Source organism: Paenibacillus sp. yr247 (genome assembly GCF_900103825.1).
In the GTDB taxonomy this organism is placed as follows: domain Bacteria; phylum Bacillota; class Bacilli; order Paenibacillales; family NBRC-103111; genus Paenibacillus_E.
The window spans coordinates 421,034-437,382 of the sequence record NZ_FNIF01000001.1; the positions used below are offsets into that span (position 1 = coordinate 421,034).

General features: G+C 44.3%; 18 protein-coding genes and 1 other RNA gene. 18 read left to right on the forward strand and 1 reads right to left on the reverse strand.

Going from position 1 to position 16,349, the window contains the following annotated elements:
- The first annotated feature begins 53 nt into the window (after positions 1–53).
- The 14 genes from ybeY to rnpB all read left to right on the forward strand — a co-directional run bounded on the left by ybeY (position 54) and on the right by rnpB (position 11,612).
- Positions 54–581 carry an rRNA maturation RNase YbeY gene (gene ybeY, locus BLT91_RS01860; RefSeq protein WP_090817195.1) on the forward strand — a complete coding sequence of 176 codons (528 nt, stop codon included), beginning with the start codon at positions 54–56 and terminating at the stop codon, positions 579–581.
- Positions 581–1,288: a diacylglycerol kinase family protein gene (locus BLT91_RS01865; protein ID WP_090815997.1), complete on the forward strand. Its 708-nt coding sequence runs from the start codon at positions 581–583 to the stop codon at positions 1,286–1,288. The genes ybeY and BLT91_RS01865 overlap by 1 nt, the downstream gene beginning before the upstream one ends.
- A gap of 36 nt (positions 1,289–1,324) precedes the next feature.
- Positions 1,325–1,738, forward strand: a complete 414-nt coding sequence (gene cdd / locus BLT91_RS01870) for a cytidine deaminase (RefSeq protein WP_090815999.1) — start codon at positions 1,325–1,327, stop codon at positions 1,736–1,738.
- 6 nt (positions 1,739–1,744) lie between these two features.
- The gene (gene era / locus BLT91_RS01875) at positions 1,745–2,644 is read left to right on the forward strand and encodes a GTPase Era (protein ID WP_090816000.1); all 900 of its coding nucleotides are present in this window, start codon (positions 1,745–1,747) and stop codon (positions 2,642–2,644) included.
- Between the two features lie 96 nt (positions 2,645–2,740).
- Complete coding sequence (locus tag BLT91_RS01880; RefSeq protein ID WP_090816002.1) at positions 2,741–2,893, forward strand: YqzL family protein; 153 nt, start codon at positions 2,741–2,743, stop codon at positions 2,891–2,893.
- Between the two features lie 45 nt (positions 2,894–2,938).
- On the forward strand, positions 2,939–3,688 hold the full coding sequence (recO, locus tag BLT91_RS01885) for a DNA repair protein RecO (RefSeq protein ID WP_090816004.1): 750 nt from the start codon (positions 2,939–2,941) through the stop codon (positions 3,686–3,688).
- A gap of 177 nt (positions 3,689–3,865) precedes the next feature.
- Positions 3,866–4,681, forward strand: coding sequence for a pyruvate, water dikinase regulatory protein (locus BLT91_RS01890; RefSeq protein ID WP_090816006.1), 816 nt, complete (start codon positions 3,866–3,868; stop codon positions 4,679–4,681).
- A 92-nt stretch (positions 4,682–4,773) separates the two neighbouring features.
- Positions 4,774–5,238: a YaiI/YqxD family protein gene (locus BLT91_RS01895; RefSeq protein WP_090816008.1), complete on the forward strand. Its 465-nt coding sequence runs from the start codon at positions 4,774–4,776 to the stop codon at positions 5,236–5,238.
- Between the two features lie 48 nt (positions 5,239–5,286).
- A complete protein-coding gene (dnaG, locus tag BLT91_RS01900; protein WP_090816010.1) occupies positions 5,287–7,134 on the forward strand; it encodes a DNA primase in 1,848 nt (615 codons plus the stop codon).
- Between the two features lie 37 nt (positions 7,135–7,171).
- Positions 7,172–8,287, forward strand: coding sequence for an RNA polymerase sigma factor RpoD (gene rpoD / locus BLT91_RS01905; RefSeq protein ID WP_090816012.1), 1,116 nt, complete (start codon positions 7,172–7,174; stop codon positions 8,285–8,287).
- Between the two features lie 118 nt (positions 8,288–8,405).
- Positions 8,406–9,236 carry a hypothetical protein gene (locus BLT91_RS01910; protein WP_090816014.1) on the forward strand — a complete coding sequence of 277 codons (831 nt, stop codon included), beginning with the start codon at positions 8,406–8,408 and terminating at the stop codon, positions 9,234–9,236.
- Positions 9,237–9,239: 3 nt separating this feature from the next.
- Positions 9,240–10,004 carry a tRNA (adenine(22)-N(1))-methyltransferase gene (locus tag BLT91_RS01915; protein WP_090816016.1) on the forward strand — a complete coding sequence of 255 codons (765 nt, stop codon included), beginning with the start codon at positions 9,240–9,242 and terminating at the stop codon, positions 10,002–10,004.
- Positions 9,980–11,089, forward strand: coding sequence for a Nif3-like dinuclear metal center hexameric protein (locus BLT91_RS01920; RefSeq protein ID WP_090816017.1), 1,110 nt, complete (start codon positions 9,980–9,982; stop codon positions 11,087–11,089). Before BLT91_RS01915 ends, BLT91_RS01920 begins: the two co-directional genes overlap by 25 nt.
- A gap of 103 nt (positions 11,090–11,192) precedes the next feature.
- Positions 11,193–11,612: RNase P RNA component class A (rnpB, locus tag BLT91_RS01925), an RNA gene on the forward strand.
- 177 nt (positions 11,613–11,789) lie between these two features.
- Here the strand turns inward: rnpB and BLT91_RS01930 are convergent.
- A complete protein-coding gene (locus BLT91_RS01930; RefSeq protein ID WP_090816019.1) occupies positions 11,790–13,712 on the reverse strand; it encodes a S8 family peptidase in 1,923 nt (640 codons plus the stop codon).
- 173 nt (positions 13,713–13,885) lie between these two features.
- On the opposite strand from BLT91_RS01930, the gene BLT91_RS01935 reads away from it, so the two are divergent.
- The 4 genes from BLT91_RS01935 to BLT91_RS01950 all read left to right on the forward strand — a co-directional run bounded on the left by BLT91_RS01935 (position 13,886) and on the right by BLT91_RS01950 (position 16,275).
- Positions 13,886–14,386 (forward strand): YpuI family protein, encoded by a 501-nt coding sequence (locus BLT91_RS01935; RefSeq protein WP_090816021.1) that lies wholly within the window; start codon positions 13,886–13,888, stop codon positions 14,384–14,386.
- Positions 14,387–14,462: 76 nt separating this feature from the next.
- Entirely contained in the window at positions 14,463–15,563 is a 1,101-nt protein-coding gene (locus BLT91_RS01940) for a glycoside hydrolase family 15 protein (RefSeq protein ID WP_090816023.1), read from the forward strand.
- 41 nt (positions 15,564–15,604) lie between these two features.
- Positions 15,605–15,817, forward strand: coding sequence for a DUF1540 domain-containing protein (locus BLT91_RS01945; protein ID WP_090816025.1), 213 nt, complete (start codon positions 15,605–15,607; stop codon positions 15,815–15,817).
- Between the two features lie 26 nt (positions 15,818–15,843).
- Complete coding sequence (locus tag BLT91_RS01950) at positions 15,844–16,275, forward strand: hypothetical protein (RefSeq protein ID WP_090816027.1); 432 nt, start codon at positions 15,844–15,846, stop codon at positions 16,273–16,275.
- Positions 16,276–16,349: the final 74 nt, after the last annotated feature.

Genomic DNA, 16,349 nt, shown 5'->3' on the forward strand with positions numbered 1-16,349 from the left:
GATGCAAGTTTTGCTAAATCCAAACTCTTAGGAGGGCAAATCATATGGCAAGTATGGATTTAACGTTAGAATGGAGCAGCGAGCAGGATGTGAAAGAAATCACGCCAGCTTTCATTGCAAAGATGGAAGAGCTGCTGCGTTTAGCTGGTGAGCTTGAAGGTGTTACGGAGGGTGAAGTTGCTCTTACATTTGTAGATGATGAAACGATTCAAGAACTAAATAAACAGTACCGTGACTTAGATAAACCGACGGATGTGCTCTCTTTCGCGATGAGCGAATTTGGAGAAGATGAAATTCAGATTAACTACGAGGACGATGTTGAGGGTGCTACGGAGGGGACTGAAGACGGTGAGACGGTTTCCGAAGGATTCATCGAACCTTTAGGTGATATTATTATTTCGGTTCCCCGAGCCATCGCTCAAGCAGAAGATTATGGACATTCGGTTGAGCGCGAGCTCGGATTTCTGTTCGTTCATGGATTCTTACACTTAATTGGCTATGATCACCAAAGTGAAGAGGAAGAGAAGGTCATGTTTGCTAAGCAGGAGGACATTTTGCTGAAGGCAGGTTTAACGCGCTAATGACAGACGGCTTCCGTAAATGGCGAAGGAGCTTCCGATATGCATACGAAGGAATCAAATATGCTCTAGATACGCAGCGCAATATGAAATTCCATTTTTGCGTTGCTTTTCTTGTTTTGTTGGCAGCGCTTTTTATTCACTTGCCCAAAACGGACATTCTGTTTATTTTGTTAGCCGTAACCTTAATGATTGTCACTGAACTTATTAATACAGCAGTGGAAAAAACGGTGGATTTGGCCATGCCAGAACGCCATCCATTAGCTAAAATAGCAAAGGACGTCGCCGCGGCGTCCGTATTGGTGTCTGCAGGATTTGCTGTGATTGTAGGTATGATTGTTTTCTATGAGCCAATCGACCTCCTGCTGCGTACGTCAAGAATGCAGGATACAACAACGATATCCGAGGGAACGATATGGGTACTTATTGCCCTCGTTGTTTTGACAGTTATTGTGATTGAAACGCGTTTCTCAGATAAGGGGAAGTTAGTACGCCCCAGCTTATTCACAGCAATCGCCTTTGCGATTGCTACTGTAATTGCGATTTTCGTTTCACAGACGATTGTCGCACTGCTTGCATACACATTGGCTGCACTTATTTTCATCATGTTATACGACAAAAAAACGAGACCCTTTCCTGCTCTATTCCTAGGAGCATTAATAGGCGCAACGGTTGCAATCCTCGCTTTTTCCTGCCTAAACATGCTATAACGTAAATAATATAAAATGAAAAGAAGGTTGATGGCTATGAATCAACAGGAGCTCATTCAACACGCGAAAGAAGCGATGAAAAGAGCCTATACGCCTTATTCGAATTTTCAAGTGGGTGCCGCGCTTCTTGACGCAGACGGTCAAGTACACTATGGCTGTAACGTGGAGAATGCCGCATACGGACCGACCAATTGCGCTGAGCGTACTGCATTATTCCGTGCGATCGCAGATGGTCACAAGGCAGGTTCCTTTCAAGCAATCGCAGTTATGGGGGATACGGATGGTCCTATCTCGCCATGCGGTGTTTGCCGGCAGGTGCTAGTTGAACTCTGTGAGCCGGATATGCCGGTTTACCTTGGAAATCTCAAAGGTGATTTCGCGCAAACTACTGTGTCCGCCTTATTGCCGGGTGCTTTTACAACGAAAGATTTGCATGTAAATGGAGGATAACTAGAAGTGGCTAAAAAAGAATTTAAATCAGGCTTTGTCGCAATCATCGGACGTCCAAATGTAGGGAAATCAACACTGATGAACCAAATCATCGGACAAAAAATTGCTATCATGTCAGATAAGCCTCAAACAACAAGAAACAAAATTCATGGGGTTTATACATCAAATAACGGTCAGATTGTATTCCTAGACACGCCAGGTATACATAAACCGACTTCCAAATTGGGCGATTACATGAGTAAGGTGGCACATGGGACGCTTGGTGAAGTAGATGCGGTCCTCTTCTTGGTTGACGTTGCTGACGGAATTGGCGGCGGTGATCGTTATATTATTGAGCAGTTAAAGCACATTGAAACTCCAGTAATTTTGGTACTTAACAAAATCGACCTTGTTCAGCCTGAAGCATTGCTAGCGATAATTACAAATTATAAAGATTTGTATAATTTTTCTGAAATCGTGCCAGTTTCTGCTCTCAAGGGGAACAATGTAACAACGCTGTTGGAACAAATTGTCCGTTATTTGCCAGAAGGTCCGCAGTATTATCCAGCTGATCAAATTACCGATCACCCGGAACAATTCGTATGCGCTGAACTCGTACGTGAAAAAATCTTACATTTGACCCGGGAAGAGATCCCGCATTCCATTGCGGTCCAGATTGAGGACATGCGTGTCGAGCCAAATGGTATTGTCCATATCTCAGCTGTTATATTTGTTGAGCGTGATTCACAAAAAGGCATCGTCATTGGCAAACAAGGAAGTTTACTCAAAGAGATCGGAAGACAGGCGCGCCGGGATATTGAAACACTTCTTGGTTCCAAAACCTTCTTGGAGTTATGGGTCAAAGTGAAAAAAGACTGGAGAAATCAAGACAGAGTGCTGCGAGATCTTGGTTTCCGCAACGACTAACAAGTAATTCCCTAACAGTTCCAGTTTTTTTACCGCATAGAGAAACTTCCTCTGCACATCCTATGGTTATCACGTTCGATGGGGAGGATGCTGAACATGAAAGACTTTTCGTGGACGTATTTTTCAAAGACCGGTGATGTAGATGCCTACCTACTGTATAAACAAGTCTCCGGGGAACCCGGAATGGACACAAATGTACAGGAAGAAGATCAAAGTAACGAAGAGCCGCTCGAAGGACTGAATATGTAAATTAATAGATCGTAAGTTCAGAGCGGCATTCATGGGGGAAATCATTTGCTGCGCAGCGTACAGGGAATTGTACTCCGTAGTATGGACTATGGAGAGGGAAACAAGATCATTAGTCTATTTACTCCCGAGCTGGGGAAAGTAGGTGTCATGGCTCGAGGGGCGAAAAAAGTGAAAAGTAGGCATTCCGCCGTTACGCAGCTTTTTACGTACGGCGATTTTGTTTTTTTCAAACAAAGGGGTCAAATGGGGTCTTTGAATAGTGCCGAAATTATCGAAGCCCATCATGTTCTGCGAGAAGACTTACATATGTCCGCGCACGCTTCTTATTTGGTAGAAATGACGGATCGCATGCTGGGTGACGAAGAAGGCAGCACTTATATATTTGAACAACTGAAAGCTGGATTAATGGCTATTGAGGAAGGCAAGGACATGCAAATTGTTGTTCACCTCTATGAAATGAAAATGTTTGATCTGGCCGGTTATCTACCCGTAACAGATGCTTGTGTTTCCTGCGGAGAAACATCGGAGATTACTAGCTTTAGCCCAGCAATGGGGGGGACCTTATGCAAGCGTTGTCGATACAAGGATGCTGCAACGATTCCTATCGGTGATGGAACCCTTAAGCTTTTAAAGATATTTCCTCGTCTAGACATGCGTAGACTTGGCGCAGTTCAGGTTAAGGATGAAACCAAGGCGCAGTTGAAAGCGTGTATGCGGGCTTATATGGACGTACATATCGGTGTACAATGGAAATCTAGAGGCTTTATTGAACAAATGGAAAAGTACAACATATAGCGAATAGGTCTAATTTGACATGTGATGTAGGCTTTGATATGATGTGGTGGAAAACACCTCGCCCTTGTGCTGTCCGCATATCGGTGAGTTTTTTTATGCTTTCGTTCTGTTCTAGTTTACTTTACATACAAATGACTAATGTAGGGCCTCGTCCCTGCTGAAAGGGGCATAGGGAAAATGGACCATGCACTACCAACTCGTGTATATGTGGTTTCCGATTCTGTTGGGGAAACAGGGGAATCTGTCGTACGTGCTGCTGCGATGCAGTTTCATCCTGTACCTGTGGAGATAGTAAGAGCCCCGTTTATCCATGACTTTGAAGGAATCGATAAGGTTATCAATGCTATTCGGATGCATGGCGGAATTGTCGTGTTCACATTGGTTATTCCTGAATTACGAGACGATCTCATTACCAAGGCGAAGGAGTACGGAATTCCGTATATTGACCTACTGGGGCCGGTCGTTGCAACCTTAGGTCAAGCCTTATGCCAAGAGCCTCGCAGACAACCGGGAATGATTCATCCACTGGATGAGGATTACTTCAAAAAAGTCGAAGCTGTTGAATTTGCAGTCAAATATGATGATGGTCGTGATTTTAGCGGGATACAGAAAGCGGATATTATTCTCTTGGGCGTTTCCCGGACATCCAAAACGCCGTTATCCATGTATTTGGCGCACAAAAGATTTAAAGTGGCGAATGTCCCATTAGTTCCTGAAATGCAGCCGCCTGCTCCCATTTATACTGTTTCAAAGGATAAGATCATTGGTCTGCGAATCGACCCGGAAAAATTGAATGTTATACGTCAAGAACGGCTGCGGACACTGGGGCTTGCAGAAAATGCAACCTATGCAAATGTAGAACGTATTAAAATAGAACTGGCTTTTGCTGACAAAATTATGAGCAAAATCGGTTGTGTGATTTTCGATGTGTCAAACCGTGCAGTCGAGGAAACAGCGAGTCTAGTCATGGATCATATTGAACGAGTGCAGTAAGGTTTTTATGTTTAATCTTGCAGGATTTTTTATAAGTTCATCGTATATAATAGTACGGTGAGATTTCTTCTAAAGGGCAGGGGCTGAACCGAATGCGAACGAGAAGTATTATCGTCGATGCCGATGCTTGTCCTGTTAAATCTGAAATTGAGCAGGCAGGTAGGCAGTTTGGTGTACAAGTTGTACTAGTTGCTTCTTTCGATCACCGGATGAAAGAGAATCCGGGCGTTAAAGTCGTTCAAGTGGATCGTTCGGATCAATCTGTTGATTTATATATTGCCAATCAAATTCACGCAGGAGATATTTTGGTGACACAAGATTTCGGACTTGCCGCTCTAGGATTGGCTAAGGGATCTATTTGCTTGACGAATCGAGGGCAGGAATATACGGATAGTTCGATTGATTTCCTATTGGATCGTCGCCACGTATCGGCCAAAATGCGCAGAAGCGGTAAGCATACAAAGGGACCAAAACCTTTTACGGATGCAGATCGTCAAAATTTTCTACATGGTTTGACAAAACTTTTAAAATATTTGCAGGAAATCGAAAACAAATAGCGAATAGTAATTAGTCGGAAAAGCGACCTGAATTGTAGGTGGAATAAAATGAAGTACGGACGCATACCTGAAGAGGTCATTGAGGCTGTACTCAAGCGCCATGACATCGTTGATGTGATTGGCAGGCACGTGCATTTGAGCAAGCAAGGGCATTATATGAAGGGACTATGTCCGTTCCATTCTGAGAAAAGTCCATCATTTACCGTCACACCCGAAAAACAAATTTATCGTTGTTTTGGTTGTAATGTAGGCGGAAATTTAATTCGTTTCATTATGGAAATAGAAGGACTTAGCTTCTCTGAAGCCGTTACCAAGCTGGCTGAAGATGCGGATATCCCAATCACTTGGGAAGAAGCATCTGAGGAACAAAACGAGCAGCAACAAGAAAAAGCAACCTTGCTAAAAGCTTATGATTTTGCTGCAAAACTGTATCATTATATTCTTGGTAACACCGAGCAAGGCAAAATAGCAAAAGGTTATTTGGCCTCAAGAGGAATATCCGATAAGCTGATCGATACCTTTCAAATTGGCTATGCGCCAGCTATGTGGGATACACTTGTTCAACAGTTAGATAAACGAGAGTATGATTTAGCGCTGATGGAAAAGGGCGGCTTAATCTCTGCCAAACATGAAGGTAATGGTTATGTGGACAAATTCCGGGAACGCATCATGTTCCCTATTTGCGACTCTACTGGTAAAGTTATTGCATTCGGCGGCAGATCGATGGGCGATGCACAGCCCAAATATTTAAATAGTCCGGAATCGGTTCTCTTTAATAAGAGCAGGACGATGTACAACCTTCATTTGGCAAGACCCAATATGCGCAAGCTTCAACAAGCGGTTCTCTTTGAAGGCTATGTGGATGTCATAAAAGCCTGGGAAGCGGGAATCAGCAATGGTGTTGCCACAATGGGAACAGCATTGACTAAGGAACATGCGGCTTTATTGAACCGTAACGCTGACCAAATCGTCGTATGTTACGATGGAGATAACGCGGGACAATCTGCTGCTTTCAAAAGTATTCCTATCCTAGAAGAGACGGGCAGCCGAGTCACTGTCGCAATGCTGCCAGATGGCAAGGATCCTGATGATTATGTAAGAAACTATGGTTTTGACCGATTCGTACGGGAGATTATTGAACCTGCTGTACCATCGATGAAATATAAGCTTCTGTACATCCGCAAAAACTTTAAGTTGCATGAGGACGGTGACCGACTTCGTTATCTGCAATCGGCTGTTAAATTAATCAGTGATCTTCATTCTCCGATGGAACGTGAACATTATTTAAAACAGTTGGCTTCTGAATTCCCAGATTCCTCGTATGAGGCGATGAAGTTAGACCTCCATGAAATCTTGCTGCAATCGGAAAAAAACCGACCAGATGGGGATAATAAACCAATTCTGTGGAATAATGTTATGAATAATGGGAGAACAGCGGAACGAACACGCAAGAAAACACCTTCTCTTTTGCCCGCATATCACAACGCAGAAAGATTAATTCTAGCGGTTATGATGCATGATCGCGACGTCTGCGCACATGTGGAAGCACAATTAGGTGATCAATTCAATGTTGAAGCTCACGCAGTCTTAGCTGCTTATTTATATGCTTACTACGCTCAGAATGCTGAGCCGGATGCAAGCCGATACATTGCCATGCTGCAAGACGAACAGCTGGAGAGCTTGGCCAGTTCCATTGTTATGATGGGAGCCGGTCATGGAATAAACGAACAAGTGATTGACGACTATATTCGCCAAATTCGCAAAGTTCCTATGCAAGAAGAAGTTGAACGCAAGAAAGAAGAACAAGTTCGTGCCGAACGCGCGGGCGACCATCTTAGAGCTGCACAAATTGCAATTGAAATTATTGCCCTAGAAAAACGATTGAAGTCAACGTAGAATTACTGAAATGACTAGGGAGGAGGGAGTCCGTACTATGGCGAATGATCAGCGTACAGAACTAGAGACAGAGTTGACCCTGGACCAGGTGAAAGACCAGCTTATTGAGCAAGGGAAGAAGCGGTCCTCACTAACTTACAAGGATATTATGGAGAAATTAGCTCCCTTCGATCAGGATCCTGAACAAATCGATGAGTTTTTTGAACAACTTTCAGAGCAAGGTATCGATGTAGGGAATGAATCTGATGAGGATTCCTTGAATCCTGAAGAAAATGAGCGCGATGAATTTAACTTTGATGATGATCTGGCCTTACCGCCGGGGATTAAGATTAATGATCCAGTTCGGATGTATTTGAAGGAAATTGGTCGTGTACCGCTTCTTTCCGCGGAAGATGAAGTAGGGTTAGCCAAACGGATTGAAAATGGGGACGAAGAAGCTAAGAGACGCTTGGCAGAAGCTAACCTTAGACTGGTCGTTAGTATTGCCAAAAGGTATGTAGGTCGTGGGATGCTGTTTCTGGACTTGATTCAAGAAGGCAATATGGGATTAATTAAAGCCGTTGAAAAGTTCGATCACACCAAAGGTTACAAGTTCAGCACATATGCTACTTGGTGGATTCGTCAAGCCATTACTCGTGCCATTGCAGACCAAGCGAGAACGATTCGTATTCCGGTACATATGGTCGAAACGATTAATAAGCTTATCCGAGTTTCCCGTCAATTGCTTCAAGAATTAGGGCGTGAACCAACGCCGGAAGAAATTGCTAAAGAGATGGATTTGAGCACCGATAAAGTACGTGAAATCATGAAGATTGCACAAGAGCCAGTGTCTTTAGAGACGCCAATTGGTGAAGAAGACGATTCTCACTTAGGAGATTTCATTGAGGATCAAGAAGCACTTGCTCCAGCAGATGCTGCCGCGTATGAGCTTCTAAAGGAACAGCTTGAGGACGTTCTAGATACGTTGACAGAAAGAGAAGAGAATGTGCTTCGTTTACGTTTTGGTCTAGATGACGGACGTACACGTACACTAGAAGAAGTTGGTAAAGTATTCGGTGTAACACGCGAACGGATTCGTCAGATTGAAGCTAAGGCATTGCGGAAGCTGAGACACCCTAGCCGCAGTAAGCGATTAAAGGATTTCTTAGAATAAAAAACGCTGTGAGAGGGCCCTGCCAGTTTCGGCGGGGTCTTTTTTTTGTCATTTGAAAACTATACTAAAGACTAAGCATAAAATCACCGATAAAGTAGCTAGGAAGGTGAGCGATTAAATGGATGCAGAGAAACGAAAAGTGATTGTAAGGGAAATCGATCATTGGCGCAGAAGCAAATTGCTTCCTGAACATTATTGCGATTTTCTGATGAACTTGTATGTGGATGAGACTACCCCGAAACCTGCTTCATTAATGGGTGTATCAGCATCTTCGGTGGCAAACAGTAATTGGAAAATATGGTTGGGTATTATGGTGGTGATTGGCGCTCTGGCCTTATCTGCTCTTAATTTTAACTCTTTTGGTTTGCCAATGCAAATTGGAATTTCCGCGCTTTTTGTCATCATTTGTTATGCGTTTGCATATCGGCAATTCAGTAAAGCACCCGTTATCTCTTATTTACTTTGCGGTGTATCTTCGATTGCCTTGCTGCTGCTTGGTTTGTACTTAATGAATATGTATGATGTGAGTTCTTCCTATAACTATGTTGGTTATTTGGCTTTTTGCAGTGTAGTATGGCTGTTTAATGGGCTAGTAGGTCGAATGGGCATTTTCCAGTTAACTGGATGGATAGGTTTAATCGGCACGTATGGCTGGTTATTGCTGCACAAGCTGGATAGCCCAGGTTGGTTCTCACTTGAAATAAGTTGGATTCCGGTTAGTATTGTACTTATATGGATCGCTTGGCTTGCGCATCATACGAATAAGCAAGCTGCTGGCGTGCTTCTTTTAGTAGGTGGTATTGTTTGGTTTGCTCCTGAGGCATTGACATTTCTTGTAGATGTCGATATGACTTCTCGCGTCATTCAATTATCGTTTACGTGCAAGTTAGTTTCAGCGGGCGTGGCATTATTTTTGCTGCGTAAAAAATGGGTAGAGTGGGTAATGTAACGTATGGTGAAATTATCGAAAAGACTGCAAATGATTGCAGAGCGTGTTCCCGTAGGATCAAAGTTAGCGGATATTGGTTCCGACCATGCCCTATTGCCAACCTATTTGGCGCAGCAGGGTATTATTCTGTTTGCTGTAGCAGGTGAAGTCAATCCTGGACCTTTTGAAGCGGCAACGCGCCAAGTGCTTGAAAGCGGCTTATCCAAGAAAATTAGTGTAAGATCTGGTGATGGACTCGCGGTTATTGAGGCTGGGGAAGTGAATGTCATCACGATCGCCGGGATGGGCGGGAGTTTAATGGCGAGTATATTAGAAGCTGGGAAGCACAAGCTGCAAGGTGTGACTCATCTAATTTTGCAACCTAATGTTGGTGAAGATCATGTTCGACGTTGGTTGCTCGAGCAGGGCTGGAAGCTAGAATCTGAAACGATTCTAGAGGAAGACGGCAAGATTTATGAGATATTGACAGCCGCTGCAGTTCCGGTTGATGAGAGAGGAACATTAGAAGCTCTATATTCGGTACGTCAATTGCCGGGGGGGGTAAGTGTTACGAAGGAGAGATTGCTTCAAATGGGCCCATACTTTATTAACGAGGCTCCTGATGTATGGTTTACCAAATGGGAAAGCGAGCTGGAAAAGTTAACCATGATTGAAGGGCAGCTCCAACTCTCAACAGCAGAAGCATCCAAAATGAAGGCTGAGCAAGTTGGCCAGGAGATTAGGGAAATCAAGGAGGTAATCGCATGTTTGCAAAAGGTCAAACCGTAATCCAGCTGTTCGAACAGCTGGCACCGAAGCATTATGCGATGCCTGATGACAAAATTGGCCTACAGCTGGGCTCTTTGCAGAAGGAGATCCAAAAGGTTCTTGTTGCTTTGGATGTCACCGATGAAGTGGTCCAAGAAGCACTTCAGTTGGGGGCAAATCTCATCATTGCTCATCACGCGATCATTTTCCGACCGCTCGCTCATCTGCAAACAGACACGCCTGCAGGTCGCTTATATGAAAAATTAATTAAGCACGACATCGCTGTATATATTGCACATACGAATTTGGATGTAGCCGAGGGCGGAGTCAATGATATGATGGCCGACAAACTCGGCTTGACGGAGCTTACCCATTTGGAGGATGTGCATACCGAAAAGCTGCAGAAGCTTGTTGTTTTCGTTCCTGAGACGCATCATCAGGTTGTACTGGATGCCCTCTTTACTGCGGGAGCGGGATGGATAGGTCAGTACAGCCACTGCAGCTTCAACATCCCCGGGACGGGGACGTTTCTTCCGCAGGAAGGAACGCATCCTTATATCGGGGAAGCAGGCAAGCCTGAACGCGTACAAGAAGTACGCGTAGAGACAATTGTAACCGCCAGCGTGCAGCGAAAGGCGGTTCAGGCTATGTTGAAGGCCCACCCCTATGAGGAGGTGGCCTATGACCTCTACCCGATGGACCTCAAGGGTAGAGTGTTCGGTCTAGGCCGTGTGGGCAAGCTGCCCGCGGCTTCAACGCTTCGCGAGTTGGCGGAGCTCGCGAAGCAGGTGTTCGACGTGCCGGCTGTGCGCGTCGTCGGCGATTTAACACGGCCCATCCGTAAGGTGGCCGTTCTGGGGGGCTCTGGCGGCCGCTACATGCGGCACGCCTTGTTTGCCGGCGCCGATGTGCTGGTCACCGGCGACATCGACTACCACACCGCGCACGATGCGCTCGCGGCGGGGTTGACTTTGATCGACGTTGGCCATAACGTCGAGAAGATCATGAAGCGCGGCGTGGCGGATTATCTCGCCGCGCAGCTGAGCAATACGGCTACGCAGGTATTGGCATCCGAAATTCATACAGAGCCATTCCAGTTCATCTAAAGATGGCAATATGTCTTTACTTATTACCTTGCAGATGGTATTTGAGGGAACGAACAACAGTTGTGTTTTAAAGACAATCCTAGTATACTAGCAAATGCATCGGAAAGTTTGACAGACAATCGCTGGCTGTGGGTAAGCCACAGCGAGAGGAAAGTCCGGGCTCCATAAGGCAGGGTGCTGGATAACGTCCAGTCAACGCGAGTTGAAGGATAGGGCCACAGAAATGGACCGCCGATGGCGCTTCTGTAAGGAAGCGCACAGGCAAGGGTGGAACCGTGGTGTAAGAGACCACGAGGTTCTATGGTGACATAGATCCTGGTAAACCCCACTTGGAGCAAGACCTAGAGGAACGCTAGCCGCTTTCGAGGCGGCAGTCTTAGCCTGAGACGCGTTCGGGTTGGTCGCTTGAGCTGTGCAGCAATGTATGGCCTAGATAGATGATTGTCACTTCAATGGTGGCAGGGGACAGACGCCCGTTATGACCACTGGAAGTACAGAACCCGGCTTACGGCAAACTTTCCATACTGTCGGTTACCCGCAAGGCTTAGGCCTTGCGGGTATTTAATTTGAGTAATAAAAATCCTGGTAGTGCAATGATAGAGAAAAAGGTTGATCAGCCTGTTGAGCTGATCAACCTATTTTTACTTACGATTGTGGCTTGCATAGAGCAAAAAAGTAGTTCTAAACGTAAATGTCAGACTTACCACGCATAGTTTTTCGAAATGAGGTGAATCTGCCGAAACCAATTTTGTTGCCAGTTAAAACTAGAGCTTGTTTTCTGCTCAGCTAATTGTACGGCTTTGACAACATCAATTAATCCGAAGCCGAAGTACTTGTCTTTTCCTGTTGTACCGAGATCTTGTGCTGTATCTCTCATGATTTGATACACTTCGGTATTTTTTAAACGCGGATTCGTTGATCGAATCAGGGCGGCCAAGGCGGTTACATGCGGGCTAGCCATGGAAGTTCCTGATAAAGCGGCATATTGATTGTTCGGATAAGTACTCGCTATGCTAACACCAGGAGCTGTGACATCGATGTAATCTCCAAAATTAGAAAAGGGAGCTTTCTTATTCTCTGAATCACTCGCAGCGACAGCGAATACTTCATCGTAAGCAGCTGGATAGCCTGGTCTTTCTGTATTATCATTGCCGCTTGCCGCGATGAGTGCCACGTCTTTGTCAAAAGCGTATTTAACGGCATCATGCAGAAACCCTGAGTCTGCGTAATTCCCTAGGCTAAGATTCATCACTTTAGCACCATGGTCAGCAGCCCAGATAATACCTTGAGCGACAGAGTAGGTGCTGCCTGCACCTGTTTGGTCTAGTACTTTAACTGGAAGTACTTTGTTGTACCACGTCATACCGGCCACACCTAAATTGTTATTTACTAAAGCAGCAATGACACCAGTAACATGGGTACCATGTCCAACATCATCCTGTGGTTTGTCATCACCGCTGATGACATTGTATCCAGGTAAAAGTTGATTTTGCAGATCAGGATGCTGCAAGTCGACGCCTGTGTCAACAACAGCCACGATAACATCTTTTGCCCCACGGTTTAATTGCCATCCTTGTAAGGTTTCAATTAGAGGGAGGTTCCACTGATATCTACTAAATAAATTATCATTTGGTATGAAATTTGGTGTAATATTCTTTAAATTTGAGCTTGTTGCGTTATCATATCCGGAATTACTTGAACCACTTGAATCGCTTGTATCTCTTTCCTGATCATCATAATAATCGTTAGTTAAATACAGGAAATGAGGTTCTACATAGGAAACATCCCATTTTTTGAAATAAGTCATCAAAGATTTTGCTTCCATACTTTCTGTGCGAAATACATACGTATAACCCAGTCTTTGTACAGAAATGGCTTTAATTTCAGTTTTAATTTGAGCGAGTTGAGCCTCAGTGGGATCCAGCTTGAAACGAACCACAACTTCATTTTGGTGATAGTGGCTAGTCCCTTGATTATCTTCCGGGTGATCAACCACTTTATCTTTTAAGGTGTCGGAATCCACAGACTCGACTTTCCAGCGGTTTTCGTTCGGAAATGGCTCAAGTCGTAAGTTTTTTAATTGGTGGTCTGTTATTTGGTGAAGAATATCTTGATGGATAACACCAATCAGCGAGCTGTCACCGGCTGTCGAGGGTGTACCTTGAACAAAATAAATCTGCTGAGCGGCACCGAATTTAGGTGATTGATAATGTTGGCCTTTATCGGTAGCTGTCTTCGCTTCTTTCAAAAAGCTATTTGCTTGCTCCCTATAAGAAGCGGGCAATTCGCCTGCTTTTACCCCTTGATCTAACGGTTGGTTTCGTTTCGACCAAATAAGGACATTCATCTTTTCATGCTCAGATTTCATTTTACTAATAACTTGTGCCGCGGGCTCTCCGGCTTCAATTTTGCTAAGCATTTTCGAATAATCAATCGAACACTGGGTTCTGCATAGATCATCGGTTAGCTTAACGTCCTGCTCCAAAAGAGCTAACTTCGCCGTTGTTTCGTACTTTGTACTATACACTTCCGGTCCTGGTTCCTTCTCTTTATTTGAGTGTTGTGGAAAAAGGATGATGCCCAAACCAAGAATTAGAGTCATAGAAGATAGATAACGCCACATAAACAGCCCCTCCTTCTAACGTACTTTGTATTCCGCTGAAGAAAACGAATTACCTTTGATTAGAGTGAGGCGCAGAGGTCCGTTTTATGCATGGAAAGTGGAGTTTTACATATACCTTTTCGGGTCAATTTATGGTAGGATGGGAATAGCGCAATTATAGGAGGTCTTCATAAATGGCTGTTTTTAATGTGAAAAATATTTGTGATTCAACGCGTACGAAGTTAAAAGAAACAACTGCCAAAATGGAGCTGTTTTTGAATCAACATTCGCTCTCACTGTTAAATGTGGAGAATGATCCGGCTATGGATGAGTTTTATCGAGGTTATCTACAGGATACTCGTCATCTTTTAGTTTTTTGTGAAGTGGCTTATGAGAAATTGGGCGTTAGCTTGCGACGTCCTACTTTTAATGTAGATTTTTCGGAAAAAGTACTGTATGAGGTTTACCATACATGCGTCAATACATTTTTCTACCCTAAAAATGAATGCTATTCCGAAGATGGTCGTTATGCTTACACAGGCCAAGACGCTATTCGTTTTCGTAAAAAACCTTCACGTGAAGTGCGTGACTTGACGATTGAACTGTCCAAAGTGTTCGAGGAGCTTCGTGAAGATCTTGCCTATTATGAAACAGATTACATCACTCAGCGCCGCATGCAAGGCGAAAAAGTATAAATTAAATAAATTTACAAATGATAAGAAGGGATGCGACTACAGCGCATCTTTTTTCTTTTAAAAGGGGACTTGGTGCATGGAGCTTGAACAATTAATCAACAGCAGTATCTCGATTATTAAACTGAATCAGCATCCTCGCGGAGGTTATATAGCATCCCCACTTTTCACACCTTACTCATATAGTTGGCTGCGAGATGGCACTTTTATTGCCAATGCGATGGATCGCGCACATGAACCGGAGAGTGCTGCACTTTTTTACAAGTGGGTAGGTCAAGTTCTGAAGGACAAGCGTTCTCGTGTAGATTCATTAATTCAGAAACATGAACGCAAAGAATGGATAGATCGCTCTGAATTTATGGGAACACGTTATCATTTGGATGGTCGTGATGATCTTTCGGAATGGGGACATTTTCAATTAGATGGTTATGGAGCTTGGCTGTGGGGGCTTACGGAGCATGTCCGGATTACGGGGAATCCAACACTGCTAGAAGAATTGCGCGAGAGTATTGAGATTACGGTTGATTACTTGTTGACGTTCTGGCATTACCCGAATTTTGATTGCTGGGAAGAGTTTCCTGATTATGTTCATCCGGCTACATTGGCCTGTGTGTATGGTGGTTTAAAAGCCCTCGGTGACCTTGAACATCGTTCACAGCTGCTTGAGAAAGCATCTATGATTAAGCAGTTTATTCTTAATCACTGTGTCCATGAGGGTCGCTTCGTTAAATCAATTCATTTCTTGGAAGAAGTATGGCAGCCTGCCTTAAGCGCTGTTGATTCAAGTCTTCTTTGGCTTTCTGTGCCATTCGGTGTTTGTGAGGTTAGTGATCCTATTATGTTGAAGACGGTTCAAGCTATTGAAGCTGACCTGAAACATGGTGGTATTCAGAGGTATGTGGATGACCGCTATTACGGTGGCGGTGAATGGCTGCTGTTAACCGCTTGGTATGGATGGTACCAGAAAGAGCTAGGTAACCGTGAAGAAGCTCAGCGCTGCTTAGATTGGATCATAAGTAAAGCCGATTCCCTTGGACGTTTGCCTGAGCAAGCGGCTGACAGCTTAAGAGAGCCTTCTGCTTACCCCGAATGGATCGCCAAATGGGGTGAATCGGCGCTGCCGTTGCTTTGGTCTCATGCGATGTTCTTGGTGCTTTCTGACAGCTTAAAAGGAGCATAGTCAACCCTGATAGCGGGCAAATTGTTAAAGGGGTGATGACCATGCCGGATGTTAAATGTTCAGTTGCTAATTGTGAATATTGGAAGCAAGGCAACAACTGCAATGCAGGCACCATTATGATTGAAGTTGATCAGCATGCTTCCGCCAATTACAATGAAGAGTTTGCCGACGAATCATTTGATACTGAGCATCAAGACGCAGCAAGCAAAGTAGCGAATACTTGCTGCCACACATTCAAAGCAAAGAAGAAATAGTAAGTATTGCACAGCATGGAGGCAGCATGAAAAAAAAAGACGTTCCTTTGGACAAAGCCACCAAGGAGCGGTTCCAGAAGGAGCAGCTCCTAGCTGAAAGCGGATTGAATCATAAGGAAGAATACGCAGCCGAAATCGCAGCACCTTCACGGAAAATCAGCAACGCCGAACAGTATAAAATTAGAAAACCAGAGAGAATTGAATCCCGCTCTGATGTTTCTGATGAAGAAGTTGAGAATTTAGTAGAAGCTGTCACGCGCAACAAAGCAGTCGGTTATGTTGCCTTGTTCGTTGCATTAGCTTCGCTTTTTGTATGGCCTGTTCTGCTTGGTATTTCAGGTATTGTGCTCGGGGTTATAGCGTTTCTTATGGGAAACAAGGGACTTGGGTCCTGGTCAATCGCGCTTGGTTTTATTGCCGTCGCCGCCTATTTTTTGTTAGTGCCCTATTATGCTTGACCGCTCTTAAGCAAGCCGAGTAATCGGCTTGTTTTTCTTTTTTTCAGGAAAAAAACGTGTAAATTCGGGTTTCA